The sequence below is a fragment of the Robiginitalea sp. genome, assembly GCF_982776155.1.
Genome location: NZ_CEXZKX010000003.1, coordinates 139,451 through 154,078, shown reverse-complemented (window position 1 = coordinate 154,078; position 14,628 = coordinate 139,451). Strand labels below are relative to the sequence as shown.

Annotated in this window: 11 protein-coding genes; 2 read left to right on the top strand and 9 right to left on the bottom strand. The window is 57.7% G+C overall.

The annotated features are described in order from the left end of the window. Positions 1 to 5 precede the first annotated feature (5 nt). The 9 genes from AC3DKS_RS06440 to AC3DKS_RS06400 form a co-directional block, all read right to left on the bottom strand. Positions 6 to 1,001, bottom strand: a complete 996-nt coding sequence (locus AC3DKS_RS06440; RefSeq protein ID WP_012813609.1) for a PorP/SprF family type IX secretion system membrane protein — start codon at positions 999 to 1,001, stop codon at positions 6 to 8. A gap of 1 nt (position 1,002) precedes the next feature. Continuing rightward, entirely contained in the window at positions 1,003 to 5,712 is a 4,710-nt protein-coding gene (locus AC3DKS_RS06435) for a Calx-beta domain-containing protein (protein WP_272607578.1), read from the bottom strand. Between the two features lie 145 nt (positions 5,713 to 5,857). Beyond that, positions 5,858 to 6,745, bottom strand: coding sequence for an ACP S-malonyltransferase (gene fabD / locus AC3DKS_RS06430; protein WP_012813611.1), 888 nt, complete (start codon positions 6,743 to 6,745; stop codon positions 5,858 to 5,860). A 158-nt stretch (positions 6,746 to 6,903) separates the two neighbouring features. Continuing rightward, entirely contained in the window at positions 6,904 to 7,449 is a 546-nt protein-coding gene (locus AC3DKS_RS06425; RefSeq protein WP_012813612.1) for a cupin domain-containing protein, read from the bottom strand. 84 nt (positions 7,450 to 7,533) lie between these two features. Further along, positions 7,534 to 7,977: a helix-turn-helix domain-containing protein gene (locus AC3DKS_RS06420; protein ID WP_272607579.1), complete on the bottom strand. Its 444-nt coding sequence runs from the start codon at positions 7,975 to 7,977 to the stop codon at positions 7,534 to 7,536. Between the two features lie 12 nt (positions 7,978 to 7,989). Continuing rightward, positions 7,990 to 8,358 (bottom strand): hypothetical protein, encoded by a 369-nt coding sequence (locus AC3DKS_RS06415; RefSeq protein WP_272607580.1) that lies wholly within the window; start codon positions 8,356 to 8,358, stop codon positions 7,990 to 7,992. Positions 8,359 to 8,431: 73 nt separating this feature from the next. Beyond that, positions 8,432 to 8,962 carry a gamma carbonic anhydrase family protein gene (locus AC3DKS_RS06410; protein WP_272607581.1) on the bottom strand — a complete coding sequence of 177 codons (531 nt, stop codon included), beginning with the start codon at positions 8,960 to 8,962 and terminating at the stop codon, positions 8,432 to 8,434. Positions 8,963 to 9,015: 53 nt separating this feature from the next. Then, positions 9,016 to 9,744: a LytR/AlgR family response regulator transcription factor gene (locus tag AC3DKS_RS06405; RefSeq protein ID WP_012813615.1), complete on the bottom strand. Its 729-nt coding sequence runs from the start codon at positions 9,742 to 9,744 to the stop codon at positions 9,016 to 9,018. Between the two features lies 1 nt (position 9,745). Further along, a complete protein-coding gene (locus tag AC3DKS_RS06400) occupies positions 9,746 to 11,743 on the bottom strand; it encodes a tetratricopeptide repeat-containing sensor histidine kinase (RefSeq protein WP_272607583.1) in 1,998 nt (665 codons plus the stop codon). A 205-nt stretch (positions 11,744 to 11,948) separates the two neighbouring features. Between AC3DKS_RS06400 and AC3DKS_RS06395 the strand changes: the two genes are divergently transcribed. Together AC3DKS_RS06395 and AC3DKS_RS06390 are read left to right on the top strand one after the other, a co-directional pair. Then, positions 11,949 to 13,139, top strand: coding sequence for a vWA domain-containing protein (locus tag AC3DKS_RS06395; RefSeq protein ID WP_272607584.1), 1,191 nt, complete (start codon positions 11,949 to 11,951; stop codon positions 13,137 to 13,139). 182 nt (positions 13,140 to 13,321) lie between these two features. Continuing rightward, positions 13,322 to 14,371 (top strand): adenylate/guanylate cyclase domain-containing protein, encoded by a 1,050-nt coding sequence (locus AC3DKS_RS06390; RefSeq protein WP_012813618.1) that lies wholly within the window; start codon positions 13,322 to 13,324, stop codon positions 14,369 to 14,371. Positions 14,372 to 14,628 lie beyond the last annotated feature (257 nt).

The following is a 14,628-nucleotide window of genomic DNA, read 5'->3' as shown; positions in this document are numbered from 1 at the left end:
GGCATTTAGAAAAACCTCGGGCTGTCGATTTGCTTGCCCTTTTTCTTGCTTTTTCCGGAGTCCGGGTCGCGGTCCGAACCGCCTCCGCTTCCAAGATAAAATTTTACGATGATTTCGTGGGTGCCGCTGTTGTAACCGCCCAGCCCGTTCGTATTGTAGTCGTAGCCGTATCCCATAAACACATTGTCGGAAATCTGGAAACCCGCCAGGCCGCTCACCGCATTGTCAAAGCGGTAAGCCGCCCCGGCCGTAACCACATCGCTGATGAGGAAATTTGCCGAAACATTGGCTGTTACCGGCGCGCCGGCCATGTAATTCACCAGGAATGCCGGCTTGAATTTAAGGTTGTCCGAGAATTCAAAGACATAGCCGCCGATAAAGTTGAACTGCAACTGGTCCGAAACAATCTGCGCCACCTCGTTGCTGTAAAGCGCATCGGTCAGGAAATTGGGCACGGACACCCCCACATACCAGAAATCCTGGTAGAGGAACAGCCCCGCCCCGATGGTCGGATAGAATTCGTTGATGTTTTGCTGGTCCAGGATGGGTTCCCCGGGGTTCTCGAAAGTCCCCTTGCTGAAATCCGTATTGAGGAACGTCCCCCCGGCATCCAGGCCAAAGGCAAGGTATACGTCGTAGGTAAATTGCACCTGGAACGAATAGGAAAAATCCACAAAGGTCTGGGAGGTGGGGCCCAACTGGTCATTCACCGCATTGAAGCCCAGCCCGTGCTTCCGGTTCCCCAGCGGCACATTGGCACCAAAGCGGATGGTGCGGGGCGCCCCCGGGATATCGATCCACTGGGCGCGGTAGAGCAGGGACAGGTCCGGGCGCTCCACACTGCCCACATAGGCGGGGTTAAAGCTCCCGATATTGTACATATATTGGGTGTAGAGCGGCTCCCGCTGCGCGTGGGCAACGGATGCCCCTGCCAGCAACAGCACAAGCGCGCCGAGGACGCGACAGGTATTCCAGATGGATCGGGTAGGTTGCTTCTGCATATTATCGAATCAGTTGGATCCAGCCCTTTTGGGTTACCTGAACCGGTTCCGGGTTGATCGAAGTGGTATAGGTATAGGTTAGAATATAGAAATACGTGCCTTCCGGGGCCTGCTGATTTTTGTGGTTCCCATCCCAGATCACCGGGGACGTCTGGTTTATCGCCTCGTGGACGAATTGTCCGTACCGGTTGAATATCTGGATGGAATACGCGCTGATGGTCTGCGTCACGCCCGGATCTTCGCTGTCCCGGTTGAGCTGGATGGTCAAAAAGTCGTTGGTCCCGTCCCCGTTTGGCGAGAACTGGTTGAAAAGGGGCGTTCCTTCATTCCTTTCGCTCACCACCACCAGGACGTCATCGGCATTGTTCGAATCGTCTGCGTCGGCCGCCGGGCTGAGGATCCGGGCCGTATTCGTAAACTGCGTGGCCAGCCGGACATACCCCGGGATGCTCAATTCGGCGGTGGCCCCCGGGCTCAGCGTGCCAATATTCCAAATCCCGGTATCCCGGTTGAAACTTCCCTGGGTCGGTATGGGGGTAAGCACCTCAAAGCCCGTATCCGCCTGTTCGGGTAAAATATCTTCCACGAGGATGTCCGCCACCGGGTCCTCCGAGTTATTCGTAACGATGATGACAAACCGGATGCGGTCATCCACCACCGGGGCAATGCGTTCGCCGCTGAAAACGCCATTCGGCGTAATCTGCGCGGATTTCTGCAAGGATAAATCCGCATCCTCCGGAAGCACAATCTCCACAGTTACCGTACTCGTATCGTTATCCGGGTTGCCGTCAAATGGGGTGGAGGCCAGCAACTCCGCGGTATTTGTGTAGTCCCCGGCGGGTTGGACGGTTGCGGTTATTTCAAGGGTCTCAACGGACTCCGCGGCGATCAGGTCTACGGTCCAGATTCCCGTTTGCGGATCGTAGGCTCCGGCACTGGCTGTGGATTCCACAAACTGGAACCCGGTTTCCAGCAAATCGCCCACCTGGATATCCTCCACCTCGATAACGCTCAGGTTGCTGAGGGTAATCGTAAAGGTGACATCCTGGCCAATCACGGCCTGGGGATTATTGACCGTCTTGGACACAGACAGGTCCACGTCGCAATTCCCGGCATCCGCATTCGGGATACAGGGATTGTTATTGGCCGGGTCCTGCTGGTCATTCACCCCGTCCTGATCGGCATCGGCCGTATTGGAATCCAGGGCATCGATAATTCCGTCCCCGTCCTCGTCGAGCGGGTTGTCCGTATCCGGGCCTACCTCGGTCCCGTCCCCGATCCCGTCATTGTCGGTATCCGTCTCGTTGGGGTCCGTCCCCAGATCGGCCTCCACGCCGTCCAGCAAGCCGTCCCCGTCCGTATCCACGTCGCAGGTGGTTACCACGATGTCAATCACCACGGTTTCCTCCGTACAGGGTGCTTCGGCGACATTCGTGGTATAGCGGAAGGAATAGGTGCCAACCGGCAGGCCTTCAAAATCCACCAGGTTACCGGGTTCGATGGACAGCTGTCCCCCGGATGGATCGGTTTCCACTGTCCAGTTCCCCGGGTCCGCACCGGTTAGCCGATCGTCCAGGTCCCGGATGGTAGGGCCAAATTCCGCGACGCTACAGGCCGACCCGTTCGTGGCCGTCCCCGTGGTTACCAGGGGGGAAACCAGGGCAGTGACTTCTTCCCGGGGTGAACTGCAACCATTGGCAAAGGCCTCCACATAGAACGTCGTGGTCTCGGAGAGGCTCGGTGTGAAGTTCGGGCCGGTAAAGACCAGGGTGCCGCCGGCGGGGGCATCGTACCAGTTCAGGTCCGGGTTGTTCCCGGAGCCTCCCGGGATGCTGCCCGCGGCAGTAAGGGTTACCGTGCCCGGCCCGCATCGCTCATCCCCGGAAAAACTGTCGATTACCGGGGTGGAATTCCTCACGATGGTGATGGTGAATAACGGACTGGCGCAATTGTTGGCCGAGTCGTAATAAAAAGCGTAATAGGTCCCGGCTACCGGGTTGTCGATTTGCTGTTGGTTCAGGTGGTTGGAAACCACGAGCGGATCCGGGTTCTGGCTGAAGGTCAGCACCGTGTTCGTCGGTGGGTTGCTGACGACAAAATCGGTCAGGGGCGGGATGATATCCCCCGTACAGAAGGTGGTATCCTCGTCGGAGGCTGGTTCAGGGGCCACATCGCCCGCATCGCACTGGTCGTCGTTCTGGATGGTCCCTACCCCCGTAACGTCCCCCGGCTCCGCATTGTCGATATTGTTGATCTCTACCGAAAACGTCTCCGCCGGTTCCAGATCCGTATCCCCGTTGACCGTGACGCTGATGGTCGTGCTGGTTTCGCCTGCGGCGATGCTCCCGCTCCCGTTGCTGACGCTGACATAGTCTTCTCCAGGGGTTGCCGGGTTGGCCCCGCTCGGAAACGTGTCGTATTCAAAGTCGATCTGCTGCAGGGCCACGGCCCCGTCGTCAACAGTCACGGTAAAAATGAAATTTGTGGTCCCGGAATTCCCTTCATTCTGGGTGACGTCCCCGATACTGATGCGGTTCACATCGTCATTCAGGATGGTCCCGGTTCCCGTGCCCTGGGCGATAAACCCGCCCTGGGGGTTGCTGAGCACCACGGTAAATGTCTCGTTCTGCTCGGCCTTCTCGTCCCCAAGGACCGTTACGGGGATATTCACGCTCGACTGGCCGGCGGGCAACGTCCCGCCGATATTGGTCAGCCCCTGGTAGTCCCCGTCGGCCACGGTGGCCGTCCCGTCCTGGGTGCTATAACTGAAGTCGATGTCCTGCAGCGCATTGCCGCCTCCGGAAATACTCACCTGGAAGGTAAAAGTGATATTGCCCGAATCTCCTTCATCCCTCGATACATTGTTGATTACCAGCCCCTGCTGGTCGTCGTTCTGGATGGTCCCCACTCCGACGTCGTTTGCTCCAATAGCCGCCCCGGCCGAAGGCTGGTCGATTTCCACATCGAACGTTTCATCGGGTTCCGCCTGGTCATCTGCCACCACGCTTACCGGAACCACAACGCTGTTCTGTCCTGCCGGGATTGTAAACGTCTGGTTCTGGATCCGGGCGTAATCGGAGGGTTCATCTGCAGAACCATCCCTGGTATTCACCCGGAAGCTCAGGTCCTGCAGCGCGTTTCCGCCACCGACAATGGAGACGGAGAAATTAAAGGCCGTGGTGCCGCCGCCCGACCCCTCGGCCTGGCTTACATTGTTAATTTGAAGTTCCTGGTTATCGTCGTTCAGGATCGTATAGGTAGTGGACGTCGTGGACCCGAGGGTGGCGTCGCCGGTGGGGGCACTCAGGCCCAGGACGATGGTTTCCGAAGGTTCCGGCGTAGCGTCGTTGACGATGGAAAGCGTGGGGATCGGGATATCCGTGGCCGTTGTCCCGTCGTACACCCCTGCGGGGATGTTCACCACCTGGGGGGAGGAAAAGTTGTAATCGATTCCCCCGCCGTTGGCCGTGCCGCCCGTGGCCGTTACCGTAACCGTGGTCGTCGCGGTCACCGTCCCGGTTACAAAGAGGGTGGGCAGGTTGGCCCCTGTATTTTCGTTTCCTGAAGAGGAAGGCGCGGAGAAATTTACAACCACCGTATCGTCGTCCAAAATAGTCCCGGTAGCCGACGAAGGCGTCCCGAGGCTTACCCCGTTGGTGGGCCCTGAGAGGGTAACGGTAAAGGTCTCATCCGCCTCCACAATGGCGTCGTTGTTCAGCGGCACGCTGATGGTTTCCGTTTCCCCGGCCGTCCCGGCAAAATCCAGGGTGCCCGGGTTTCCGGTGTAATCCACCCCGCCTCCCGAGGCCGTCCCGGGCGTAAAGGAGTAATTGACCGACGTACCCCCCTGCACGGCATTGTCCAGGGTCACGGTGAATTCCAATGGGCCCGTACTCTCTCCTTCCGAAGCATCGGCTATACTCACGGAGGCCGCATCGTCGTTCTGTATGGTCCCGGTTGCAGTCGGGGTGGCCCCTGTCCTCCCGTTACTGACATTGCTGATGGTGCCGGTAAAATTTTCATCGGGTTCCAGGGTGGTGTCGCCGTTGACCGAAACGGTCACGGTGGTGCTATTGGAGCCTTGTAAAATCGTCCCGCCGCCCCCGCTGACCGCTGTATAGTCGCCGCTCCCCGCGGTTGCCGTACCGTCGGCAGTATCAAAACTAAATCCGATATCCTCAAATGCCGCACCCCCGCCGTCGACACTAACCGTAAAACTAAAACTGGTATTGCCCGCATTGCCCTCGGCCTGGGACAGGTTGGAAATGCTGATGGCCTGGTCGTCGTCCAGGATGGTACCAATGGCTGTATCGTCCGAGATGGTTCCGGCACTCGGGTTACTGATCACAACGGTAAAGGTTTCAGAAGGTTCCGGAACCAAATCCGGAGTTATCGGAATACTGATGGTTGTATTGTTGGGGATAAATGCGATACTGCCAGTGCCCCCGGAGACACCGGTGAAATCGGAACCATCGATAGCAGTACCGGAGAAGGTATCATACTGAAAGGTAACACTCGTAAATGCAACTGAGTTGTTAACAGTAAATACCAGATTGGTCCCACCGCCACTTCCTTCTACCACCTGCGCATCGCTGATGGACAGGTTCTGCCCAATGGCGCTGACACCTGTAAATAACATGAATGCCGCCCACAGGAAGTTCCTGCCAGGCAACCGGAAGGCGGGGGACATATCGGGAAGACGTATATTCATAGCGTCCGCTTGCGTTAAGCGTCTGGTGTTCAGGCTACAGCCCATGGCTGCAGGGGCTTTAAGGTTGGGGACCAATATTACTAAAAAAAGGGGTGCCCCCCCAATTTAGCGGTCGAAATAACCCATTTTCGGGTTGAATACGACCTCAACCCGGAAGTTGGGCGGATTCAGCCGCAACACCGGACTCGATCTTTTTGACCAGGCCCTGCAGGACCTTGCCCGGGCCTACCTCAATAAATTCGGTGGCCCCGTCGGCCACCATTTGCCGTACACTCTGGGTCCACCGTACCGGGGCCGTCAGCTGGGCAATCAGGTTGTGCCGGATGGCATCGATGTCGGTGACCGCAGACGCGGTGACATTCTGGTAGATCGGACAGGAAGGTTCAGAGAATTTGGCCTTGGTGATGGCTTGTGCAAGCTCTTCCCGTGCCGGCTCCATCAAGGGGGAGTGGAAGGCACCTCCCACCGGCAGGATCAGGGCACGGCGGGCCCCGGCTTCCTTGAGCTGCTCACAGGCAGCCTCCACAGCCGCGACTTCGCCGGAAATCACCAGCTGTCCGGGGCAGTTGTAGTTGGCTGCCACCACAGTGCCGTCCACCCTGGCGCATACCTCCTCTACAACTGCATCTTCCAGCCCGAGGACCGCGGCCATCGTACTCTGCTGGGCCTCGCAGGCCTTCTGCATGGCCCGGGCGCGCTGGGAAACCAGTTTCAACCCCTCTTCAAAAGACAGCGTGTTATTGGCAACCAGGGCAGAAAATTCCCCGAGGGAATGCCCGGCTACCATGTCGGGGGCAAAGGAATCCCCGAGTACGCGGCTGAGGATGACGGAATGCAGGAAAATTGCAGGTTGGGTGACCTCGGTTTTCTTCAGGTCCTCCGCCGACCCGTTGAACATCACCTCGGTGATTGAAAACCCGAGTATATCATTGGCTTGTTCAAAAAGTACCTGGGCCTGGGGGAACTTGTCGTAAAGGTCTTTACCCATTCCGGAAAACTGGGCGCCCTGCCCGGGAAATACATATGCTTTCATAATACTGGCTGTTCAGTTGCCACAAATGTAAGCATTTTTCATACCCCGCTTTGCCGGCCCGCCACTTCGGGCCGCCGGGAATTTTCCTGCCGGAGCCAGTTATAGCAGGCGCCTGCCGAAGCCGGGTTTAGCGTGCGCCATCCAGGGTCGCTAGGCCGTCAGACGAAGCGTATCCCCTGTTTCGCGCAGATTTCGGCCACCTTCGCCAGGTCGGGCGGGCCTTCCGGCAATGCGGCCAGCTCGTAGAACATGTCTTCGATCCCGGACGGGAAGGCACTGGTGATCATTTTGGCCTTCGCGGTACCCACCACTTTCCAGGCATGCGGGATATTCCGGGGGGCAAAGGCCATATCCCCCGCCTTCAGGACGCTTACCTCCCCGTCTACCATAATCTCGACTTCCCCTTGGACTACCCGGAAAATCTCATCTTCCCGGGTGTGGATATGGGGCGGGATTCCAGCCCCGGGCGGGACATTGTCCACCCATTCCGTGATCTGGCCTCCGGTATCGGCACCAACCAGTTTGTGGGTTTGGATGTCCCCGATAACATTGTGCACGTTTCCGTCGGCATCCCGCACCAGTTTCGGTTCCAGCTCGTTGCCGGAGGCCATAAAGGCACGGGTACGCGCCGCCACTCCGCTTACGGGAACCAGGGCCATCCCCAGGCCCGCCCCGGCGGTTTTCATAAATTTTTTGCGATTCATCTTGATTGCTTTTTGGCAAGTTACCCAGCGGAAGCCTGGCAAATCCTTGAAAATCGCGGTAAAACCCCCGGCATATCCGAAGTATTAGCTCCTGCGGATCATCGTAGGGGTCATCCCGGTGTGTTTTTTCAGGAAAAAGCCGAAATAATCCGGGGAGGAGAAACCGAGTTCATAGGAGATTTCCTTGATGGCTTTATCGGAGAATTTCAATAAATGGCGGGAGCGCATAATGCGTTGTTCGTCAATCAGGCTCTTGGCATTTACCCCGAGGACTTCGTTGACGCATTCGTTCAGGTATTTATCGCTGATGTTGAGCAGGTCGGCGTAATCCCGGACTTCGTGGCAGGTTTCGAAACGCTGGTAAATCAGTTTCTTGAACCGAAGGACGATGTTTTTTTTGGAATTCCTTTCGGCCGCTACCGACCGCACATTGCACTGGCCGTCCAGATAGATAAAAAACGTGTTCAGCAGGGATAAGATGGCCTCGTCCCGGTGGTTCAGGTGCGAACCGGCCAGTTCGTCGAGCATCTCCAGCAAATCCTAGATGCGGCGGGCAATGCCGGGTGCCGGGTTTACCCGGGGAATCTCGTTCCCGGCCAGCAGCCGGACCTCGTTGATATGGAGCCGGCTCATGCGCGGGTCGTTCATTAACCGGTAGGGGATATAGAGTACGTATCCCGGGTTGGTATTTCCCGCGCCAGGGTCCAGGCACCAGTGGGTGGAATCGCTTAAGAAAAACAGCGAATTTCCCACCGATTCCTCGAGGTATTCCCCGATGCGCAGGCTGGGGATTTCATCCTGAATCCAGCAAACGGCATAGTACCCTTCTTCCGGGCCCAGGTTTTTTCTCCCGGAAATCGGCACGATCCGGACGGAAGATGTATTTGCGATAACGGATTCGGATTTCATAACGCAGTACGGTTGGCAGGGCCTAACAGGGCGGCCCGCAGGTCCAAGATAACAAAACCCGGGGAACCCACCCCTAGTCTTCCGGGCTTCCTTCCCGGAACCAACCGGAATAGCGGGTATAAGCCTTTGCGATCCGTTCGATCTCCCCGGTGCGCAGTTCCGGGCGAACCTCCCCGATTTTCCGGGCCGGGACCCCGGCGTAGATGGACCCCTCCGGGATCACCGTGCCCTGGGGGACCACGGCTCCGGCCGCTATGATACTGTAAGACCCCACATCGCAATGGTCCATCAGGATACTGCCCATACCGACGAGAACATTATCCCGAACGGTACATCCGTGGACAATCGCATTGTGACCAATGGATACGTTGTTCCCGATGCGCGTGGCTGCTTTTTCAAAGGTGCAGTGGATGACGGCCCCATCCTGCACGTTTACCTGGTCGCCCATCCGGATGGTATTCACATCCCCGCGGACCACCGCGTGGAACCAGACGCTGCAACGGTCTCCCATCTCCACATCTCCAACAACCACGGCCGTCTCGGCCAGGAAGCAATCCGCCCCGAATACGGGGGCCTTTCCCCTTACAGGTTTTACAAGACTCATAGTGTTGATTTATCCCGGGAAAATCTGTACCCGGGGTCTGCCCGAATTTACGCTTATTCAAAAAAACTGAGCAATTGTTTCTTTCGGGAGGGCGCCACAGCTACTTCTTTCCCGGAAGACAGCACCACGCTCCCCCCCTTCCCCTTCCGGTAACGGACAATTTCCGCCACGTTCACCAAATAGGATTTATGCACCCGGGCAAACGCGTGTTCCCGGAGGGTTTCCTCAAAATATTTCAGGGTTTTGCTCACCAGGATCTTTCCGCTTTTGAGATAGATTTCCGTGTAATTGTCATCCGCCTGGCAATACAGGATATCCGCAACCTCCAGGACCTGGAATCCGTCGAGCTGTGGGATGGTAATCTTGCCGGACACCGCCTGTACCCCTTGTAATACCCGGTTGTCCAGGCGTTCTTCCCGGCTTTTGATATCGCGCACATAATCCACAGCTGCCACCAGGGCATCGATGGATATCGGCTTCATCAGGTAATAGGCTGCGTGACTGTTGAGCGCATCCATGGCGTATTGCTGGTAGGCGGTTACGAAGACGGTTTCAAAACTGCGTTCCGGGAGTTGTTCCAGCAGGTCAAAAGCATTGCCAAAGGGCATCTCCACATCCAGGAAAACCAGGTCCGGCTTTTTGGAGCGGATAAGCTCCAGGCCGGCCTCAATGTTGGCGCCTTCGCCCAGCACTTCCACATTTTCACAATATTTGCCCAGATAGGCCCGCAGTATTTCGCGGCTCTGCGCCTCGTCGTCGATCAGTACGGCCCGTAATTCCATATTATTTGCTTCTCAGGTTGAGAACCACCCGCGTCCCGCTGCCGTCCGGGTTCAGGTCGTATACGGAGACTGCAATCCGGTCGCCGTACATCTGGTTCAATATTTCGATTCGCCGGCGGATGTTCCCCATTCCCCGGGACTTTTGCCGCTGCTGGTTTTTGGTTTTCAGGGCGGCCGAGCGCTTGCGACCCACCCCGTTGTCGGAAATGGAAATGCTGATGGTCCGGGGGCCGATCGGTCGCACCTCCACCTTCAGAAAGCCCTTTTCCTCCTTGTATCGGAGGCCGTGCCAAACCGCATTTTCCAGGTAGGGCTGCAGGAGCATGGGCGGGATGTGGTAGGCTTCCACATCCACCTCCGGGGCCACCTCAATTTGGTAGTCGAACTTATCCGGAAACCGGTCGTGTTCGAGCTTCAGGTAGAGCTCCAGCAGTTCCAGCTCTTCGCTCAGGGGGATAAAATCCTTTTCCGAATGCTCCAGGACGGTCCGCATGAGCAGGGAAAAGTCGCTCAGGTAGCGATTGGCACTCCGCTCGTCATTGCGAGCGATAAAGTTGTTGACCGAATTCAGGGCATTGAAAATAAAATGGGGGTTCATCTGCGACCGGAGGCCTTTCAGGGCCAGCAGGTGGTTGGCGAGCTCCTTTTGCCGGTTGCTGCGGTAGTAGAAAAATGCGGCCAGGCCGGTAAGCAGCAAGCCTAAGACCAGCGAGTAAATAATATACTTCTGCCGTTTATTGACCTCCCCGGTGAGGCGTTGCTCTGCCAGGGCCAGGTCGTATTTGCTCTGAGACAGCTCCCGCTCCTGTTCCAGGGTACGGATCCGGCTTTGGCTGCTGGCCATTTCCCGGCTAAACCGCGCCGCCTGCTCGAGTTCCTGTTCCTTGCGCGTATAGAGGGTGTCCACCAGGGCGACATATTGCTGGTACAATTCCAGGGCCCGTTTGTAGTCGCCCCGGTTCCGGTACACCTCGGAGAGCCTGCGGGTAGCGTCCTTTTCCACAGCCAGGTCGCCCCGGGAACTCGCCTCTGCCATGCTCTGGGCCAGGAAGGGGATGGCTTCCTCCTGTTTATCCTGGGCCAGATACGCCTGGCCGATCTTGAAGTTGACGCCCTGGGGGGTGATGGAATCCGGTGCGGGTGCCTCCCGGCCCGGCGGCAGGTTGCGCAATTGCTCCAGGCTTTGCTTCCGCAGGGCAATCTCCTCGGGGTACCGGCTGCGCTTGCTGTAGAAATCGGCCACTTTTTCGCTTTCCCTCAAGGCGCGGGCCGGGTTTTGCTCCCGGGCCTGCCGCAGGGAATTCCCGTAGTAGGCTTCGGCTTCCTGGGTCCGGTTGGCCTGGTCAAAAGCTTCGGCAATTTTTGAGTTCAGGTCGGGTACCCGGGCGGCCATTTGGTTTTTATCGGCAATCGTCAGCGCGTACTCGTAAAAGGATACAGCCGTGTTCACCCGGTCGAGCCCCCTGTGGGCATCGCCCATTATTTCGTGCAGGTCCGCCAACTGGTCCGGGGTCCACCCCGGCCGGCCCCTTTCCGGATCCAGCAGGTCCAGGGCGGCCTGGTATTCCCCTCCCAGGACATACGCCCTGCCCAGCAACAGGGTGGTCCGCATGGACGGGGCCGTTTCAATCGACTCCCGGTAACTGTTGACTGCCAGGTCGTATTGCCGGTGGAACTGGTAAATCTCCCCGAGCTTCGTCAGGGACCGTGCGAGTTCCCGACGGTTGCTCCGGTTTCCCAGTATTTCGATGGAACGGGTAACAAAATCAAGGCTTTTGCGAATATCCCCGGCCATGTAAGCTTCGGCGGAATCCAGCAGGCTTCGGTGCAGGGCGCCCAGGTTTTCTCCTGAGGCGTCCCGGTCTCCGGCGGTTGAGCGGCCCGCAGGTTGACCGGCCTCCTCCAGCACCTCGTTATGGGCGGGACGCAGGGAGTCCTGCTGCGCCGCCGCTGGCATGGCGAGCATCAGGCAAATCGCGAAGAAAAGGTTCCGGCCCATGGCTTAAATACGTTAAACTTAGTCCATTTCCCCCAGTTGGTAAAACGCGTTTCCCCGCCTTATCCCCGGAAGGAAGCGCCATTTCGCGGCTTGGCTAAAACGCCTGGCCCGTTACCTAATCAAAAGGCGTGCCTGGCTCATTCCCGCTGGCAGGTTTAAAAAGTTGCCCCTAGTTTGTGCGGAAAATCAATAAAACAAATCCGCTATGAAACAGCCTCTGAGAGATACCCACAGGCCCCGCCTCACACCTACCCAAAACCGTTTCCGCTTCCGGCTTCTATCCATCCTGGCGCTGCTGCTGCTGGGGGGCATCCTGCCGGGGGGCAAAATACTGGCCGCCCCCCCGGAAAAAAACCCCGGGACGCGCGTCCAGATTGCCCTGCTGCTCGATACGAGCAACAGCATGGACGGGTTGATCGACCAGGCGAAGGCGACCCTTTGGGACCTGGTCAACGAATTCAGTTATGTGCGCTGCCGGGAAAACCGGGTCCCGGACCTGGAAATTGCCCTGTATGAATACGGCAATGACGGCCTTTCCCCCCGGGAGGGCTTTATCCGCCAGGTCCTCCCGTTCAGCAGCGATCTGGATGAAATTTCCGGGAAACTCTTTTCCCTTCGGACAAACGGCGGGGAGGAATTCTGCGGGCAGGTCATCCAGAGCGCTGTAAAGCAGCTCCGGTGGAGCCGGGATGCCCGCGACCTGAAATTTATTTTTATCGCCGGGAACGAACCCTTCAACCAGGGGCGAACGCCCTATGAATCCGTCATCCGGGATGCCGCCGAAAAGGACGTGGTGGTCAATACGATCTTCTGCGGGGACTACCGGCTGGGTGTAAACACGCTCTGGGCCGACGGGGCCCGACTGGGACAGGGGGATTATACAGCCATCGACCACAACCGGGCCATCGTCCATGTGGCAACCCCCTATGACGACCGCATCATCCAGCTAAACAAACGGCTCAACAAGACATACGTTGCGTATGGGGCACTCGGGGCGACCAGGAAACAAACCCAGGGCGAACAGGATGCGAATGCAGCAGAAATGGAAGAAGCCGTGATGGTGGAACGGGCCGTCTCCAAGAGCTCGTCGTTTTACCGGAATGAAAGCTGGGACCTGGTGGATGCCTACCAAGCGCGCAAACTCAACCTGGAGGAACTCAACCGGAAATCGCTGCCCGGCCACCTCCGGGAATTGGATACCGACGGGCTCCGGGATTACCTGGAGAAGCAACAGGAAGAACGGGCAGAAATCCAGGAGGCGATCCGCCAGGCGGACGCCCGGCGAAAAGCGTATCTGGCGAAGCATCAGACAGATTCGGCCGAAGGCCTGCAGGGGGCCCTCCTGGAGGCCGTGCGTAAACAGGCCCGGCGCAAGGCCTATACCTGGGTGCAATAAGCTTGTTGGAAGGTGTGGTAGGGAAACTCCCGGCGGGCCGCTTACAGGCCGGCCGGGTGTTTCATTTAAAACAGTGGATATGGGAATCCGGCCGAAGTGCGTAAATTACCCGCAACAACAAACCGGCCATCCTGCTGTCTCCAATCACAAAGCGTAAAATTTCGCGGGTCCTGCCCTTTGGGGTGATCTGGCTGGTGCTGGGCTGGTTTGTGCTTTTTATCCAGGAAACGGCCACCCGGAGCGAAAACCTGAACCCCGATTCTACCATCACCCTGACGCCGGCGGTTTTTGCATTCGCAAGTCTTGCAGTGGCCCTAATCGGGTTCCTGGTTGGAATCCTGGAGGTATTCTGGTTAGGCAACCGGTTCCGTTCCCGGAGTTTTTCCCGTAAACTCCTCTACAAACTGGCCTTTTACAGTTGTTTCATGCTGTTGGTCATCCTGATCGCCTACCCCCTGGCGGCAGCCCTGGAATTGGGGGCCTCTCCACTCAACGAGGCCGTCATGGAGAAATTCTGGAACTTCCTGAGCAGCGTGGAGTTCCTCAGTACCATGGTGGCCATCGCTTTCAGCCTTTTCCTGAGTCTGTTTTATTCGGAGATCAGCGACAACATCGGCCATGGGGTGCTGATGAATTTTTTTACCGGTAAATACCACCAACCCCGGGAGGAGTACCGAATTTTCCTTTTTTCGGATATGAAATCCTCCACGTCTGTAGCGGAATCCCTCGGCCACGCGCGGTACTTTGAATTCCTCCGGGCCTATTACTCGGATTTTTCGGATGCAATCGTGCGCCATTCCGGCGAAGTCTACCAGTATGTGGGGGACGAGGTGATCGTATCCTTTACCCACGCCAACGGGGTTCGCGGGGCCAACTGCATCCGGTGTTTCTTTGCCATGCAGGCAGCCCTTGACAAAAATGCGCAGTGGTATATGGACACCTTTGGCATCGTCCCGGAATTTAAGGCGGCCCTGCACGTGGGCCGGGTAACCACCGGAGAAATCGGGGCGCTCAAAAAGGCAATTTTCTTTACGGGCGATGTGCTCAATACCACGGCCCGGATGCAAGCACTGTGCAACTCCTACGGGGTAAAAGTCCTGATTTCCGGTGAATTGCTGGGCGATTTGCCCCTGGATGGCCGGTATACCGTTGCCCCCCTGGGCACCCAAGACCTGAAGGGCCGTGAGAAGCCCGTCGACCTGTTTACAGTCTCCCCTGCGGCGGAAATGTAGTAATGCTGCGTAAAGTCGCGGGCACTTGCGTTGCGGAACACCGGCCAGGGCCTTTACAGCCGGCCGCAATAGCAAACGAACTCTAATCTGCCGAAGGGCAGGAACCCGGGAAGGATGCGTCCATGAGGGCGAGCGAAAAGGGACTGGCCAAGGCGCGCGCCGCGAAGTTTCCGCAGGCGTAGCAGCGCTACGTCGAGGACAGCTTGCGTTGCGGAACACCGGCCAGGGCCTTTACAGCCGGCCGCAATAGCAAACGA

What these genes read in the sequence shown, in the direction of transcription:
- AC3DKS_RS06440 (WP_012813609.1), bottom strand. Translation starts at nt 1,001, where the DNA reads ATGCAGAAGCAACCTACCCGATCCATCTGGAATACCTGTCGCGTCCTC.
- AC3DKS_RS06435 (WP_272607578.1), bottom strand. Translation starts at nt 5,712, where the DNA reads ATGAATATACGTCTTCCCGATATGTCCCCCGCCTTCCGGTTGCCTGGC.
- fabD (WP_012813611.1), bottom strand. Translation starts at nt 6,745, where the DNA reads ATGAAAGCATATGTATTTCCCGGGCAGGGCGCCCAGTTTTCCGGAATG.
- AC3DKS_RS06425 (WP_012813612.1), bottom strand. Translation starts at nt 7,449, where the DNA reads ATGAATCGCAAAAAATTTATGAAAACCGCCGGGGCGGGCCTGGGGATG.
- AC3DKS_RS06420 (WP_272607579.1), bottom strand. Translation starts at nt 7,977, where the DNA reads ATGCTCGACGAACTGGCCGGTTCGCACCTGAACCACCGGGACGAGGCC.
- AC3DKS_RS06415 (WP_272607580.1), bottom strand. Translation starts at nt 8,358, where the DNA reads ATGAAATCCGAATCCGTTATCGCAAATACATCTTCCGTCCGGATCGTG.
- AC3DKS_RS06410 (WP_272607581.1), bottom strand. Translation starts at nt 8,962, where the DNA reads ATGAGTCTTGTAAAACCTGTAAGGGGAAAGGCCCCCGTATTCGGGGCG.
- AC3DKS_RS06405 (WP_012813615.1), bottom strand. Translation starts at nt 9,744, where the DNA reads ATGGAATTACGGGCCGTACTGATCGACGACGAGGCGCAGAGCCGCGAA.
- AC3DKS_RS06400 (WP_272607583.1), bottom strand. Translation starts at nt 11,743, where the DNA reads ATGGGCCGGAACCTTTTCTTCGCGATTTGCCTGATGCTCGCCATGCCA.
- AC3DKS_RS06395 (WP_272607584.1), top strand. Translation starts at nt 11,949, where the DNA reads ATGAAACAGCCTCTGAGAGATACCCACAGGCCCCGCCTCACACCTACC.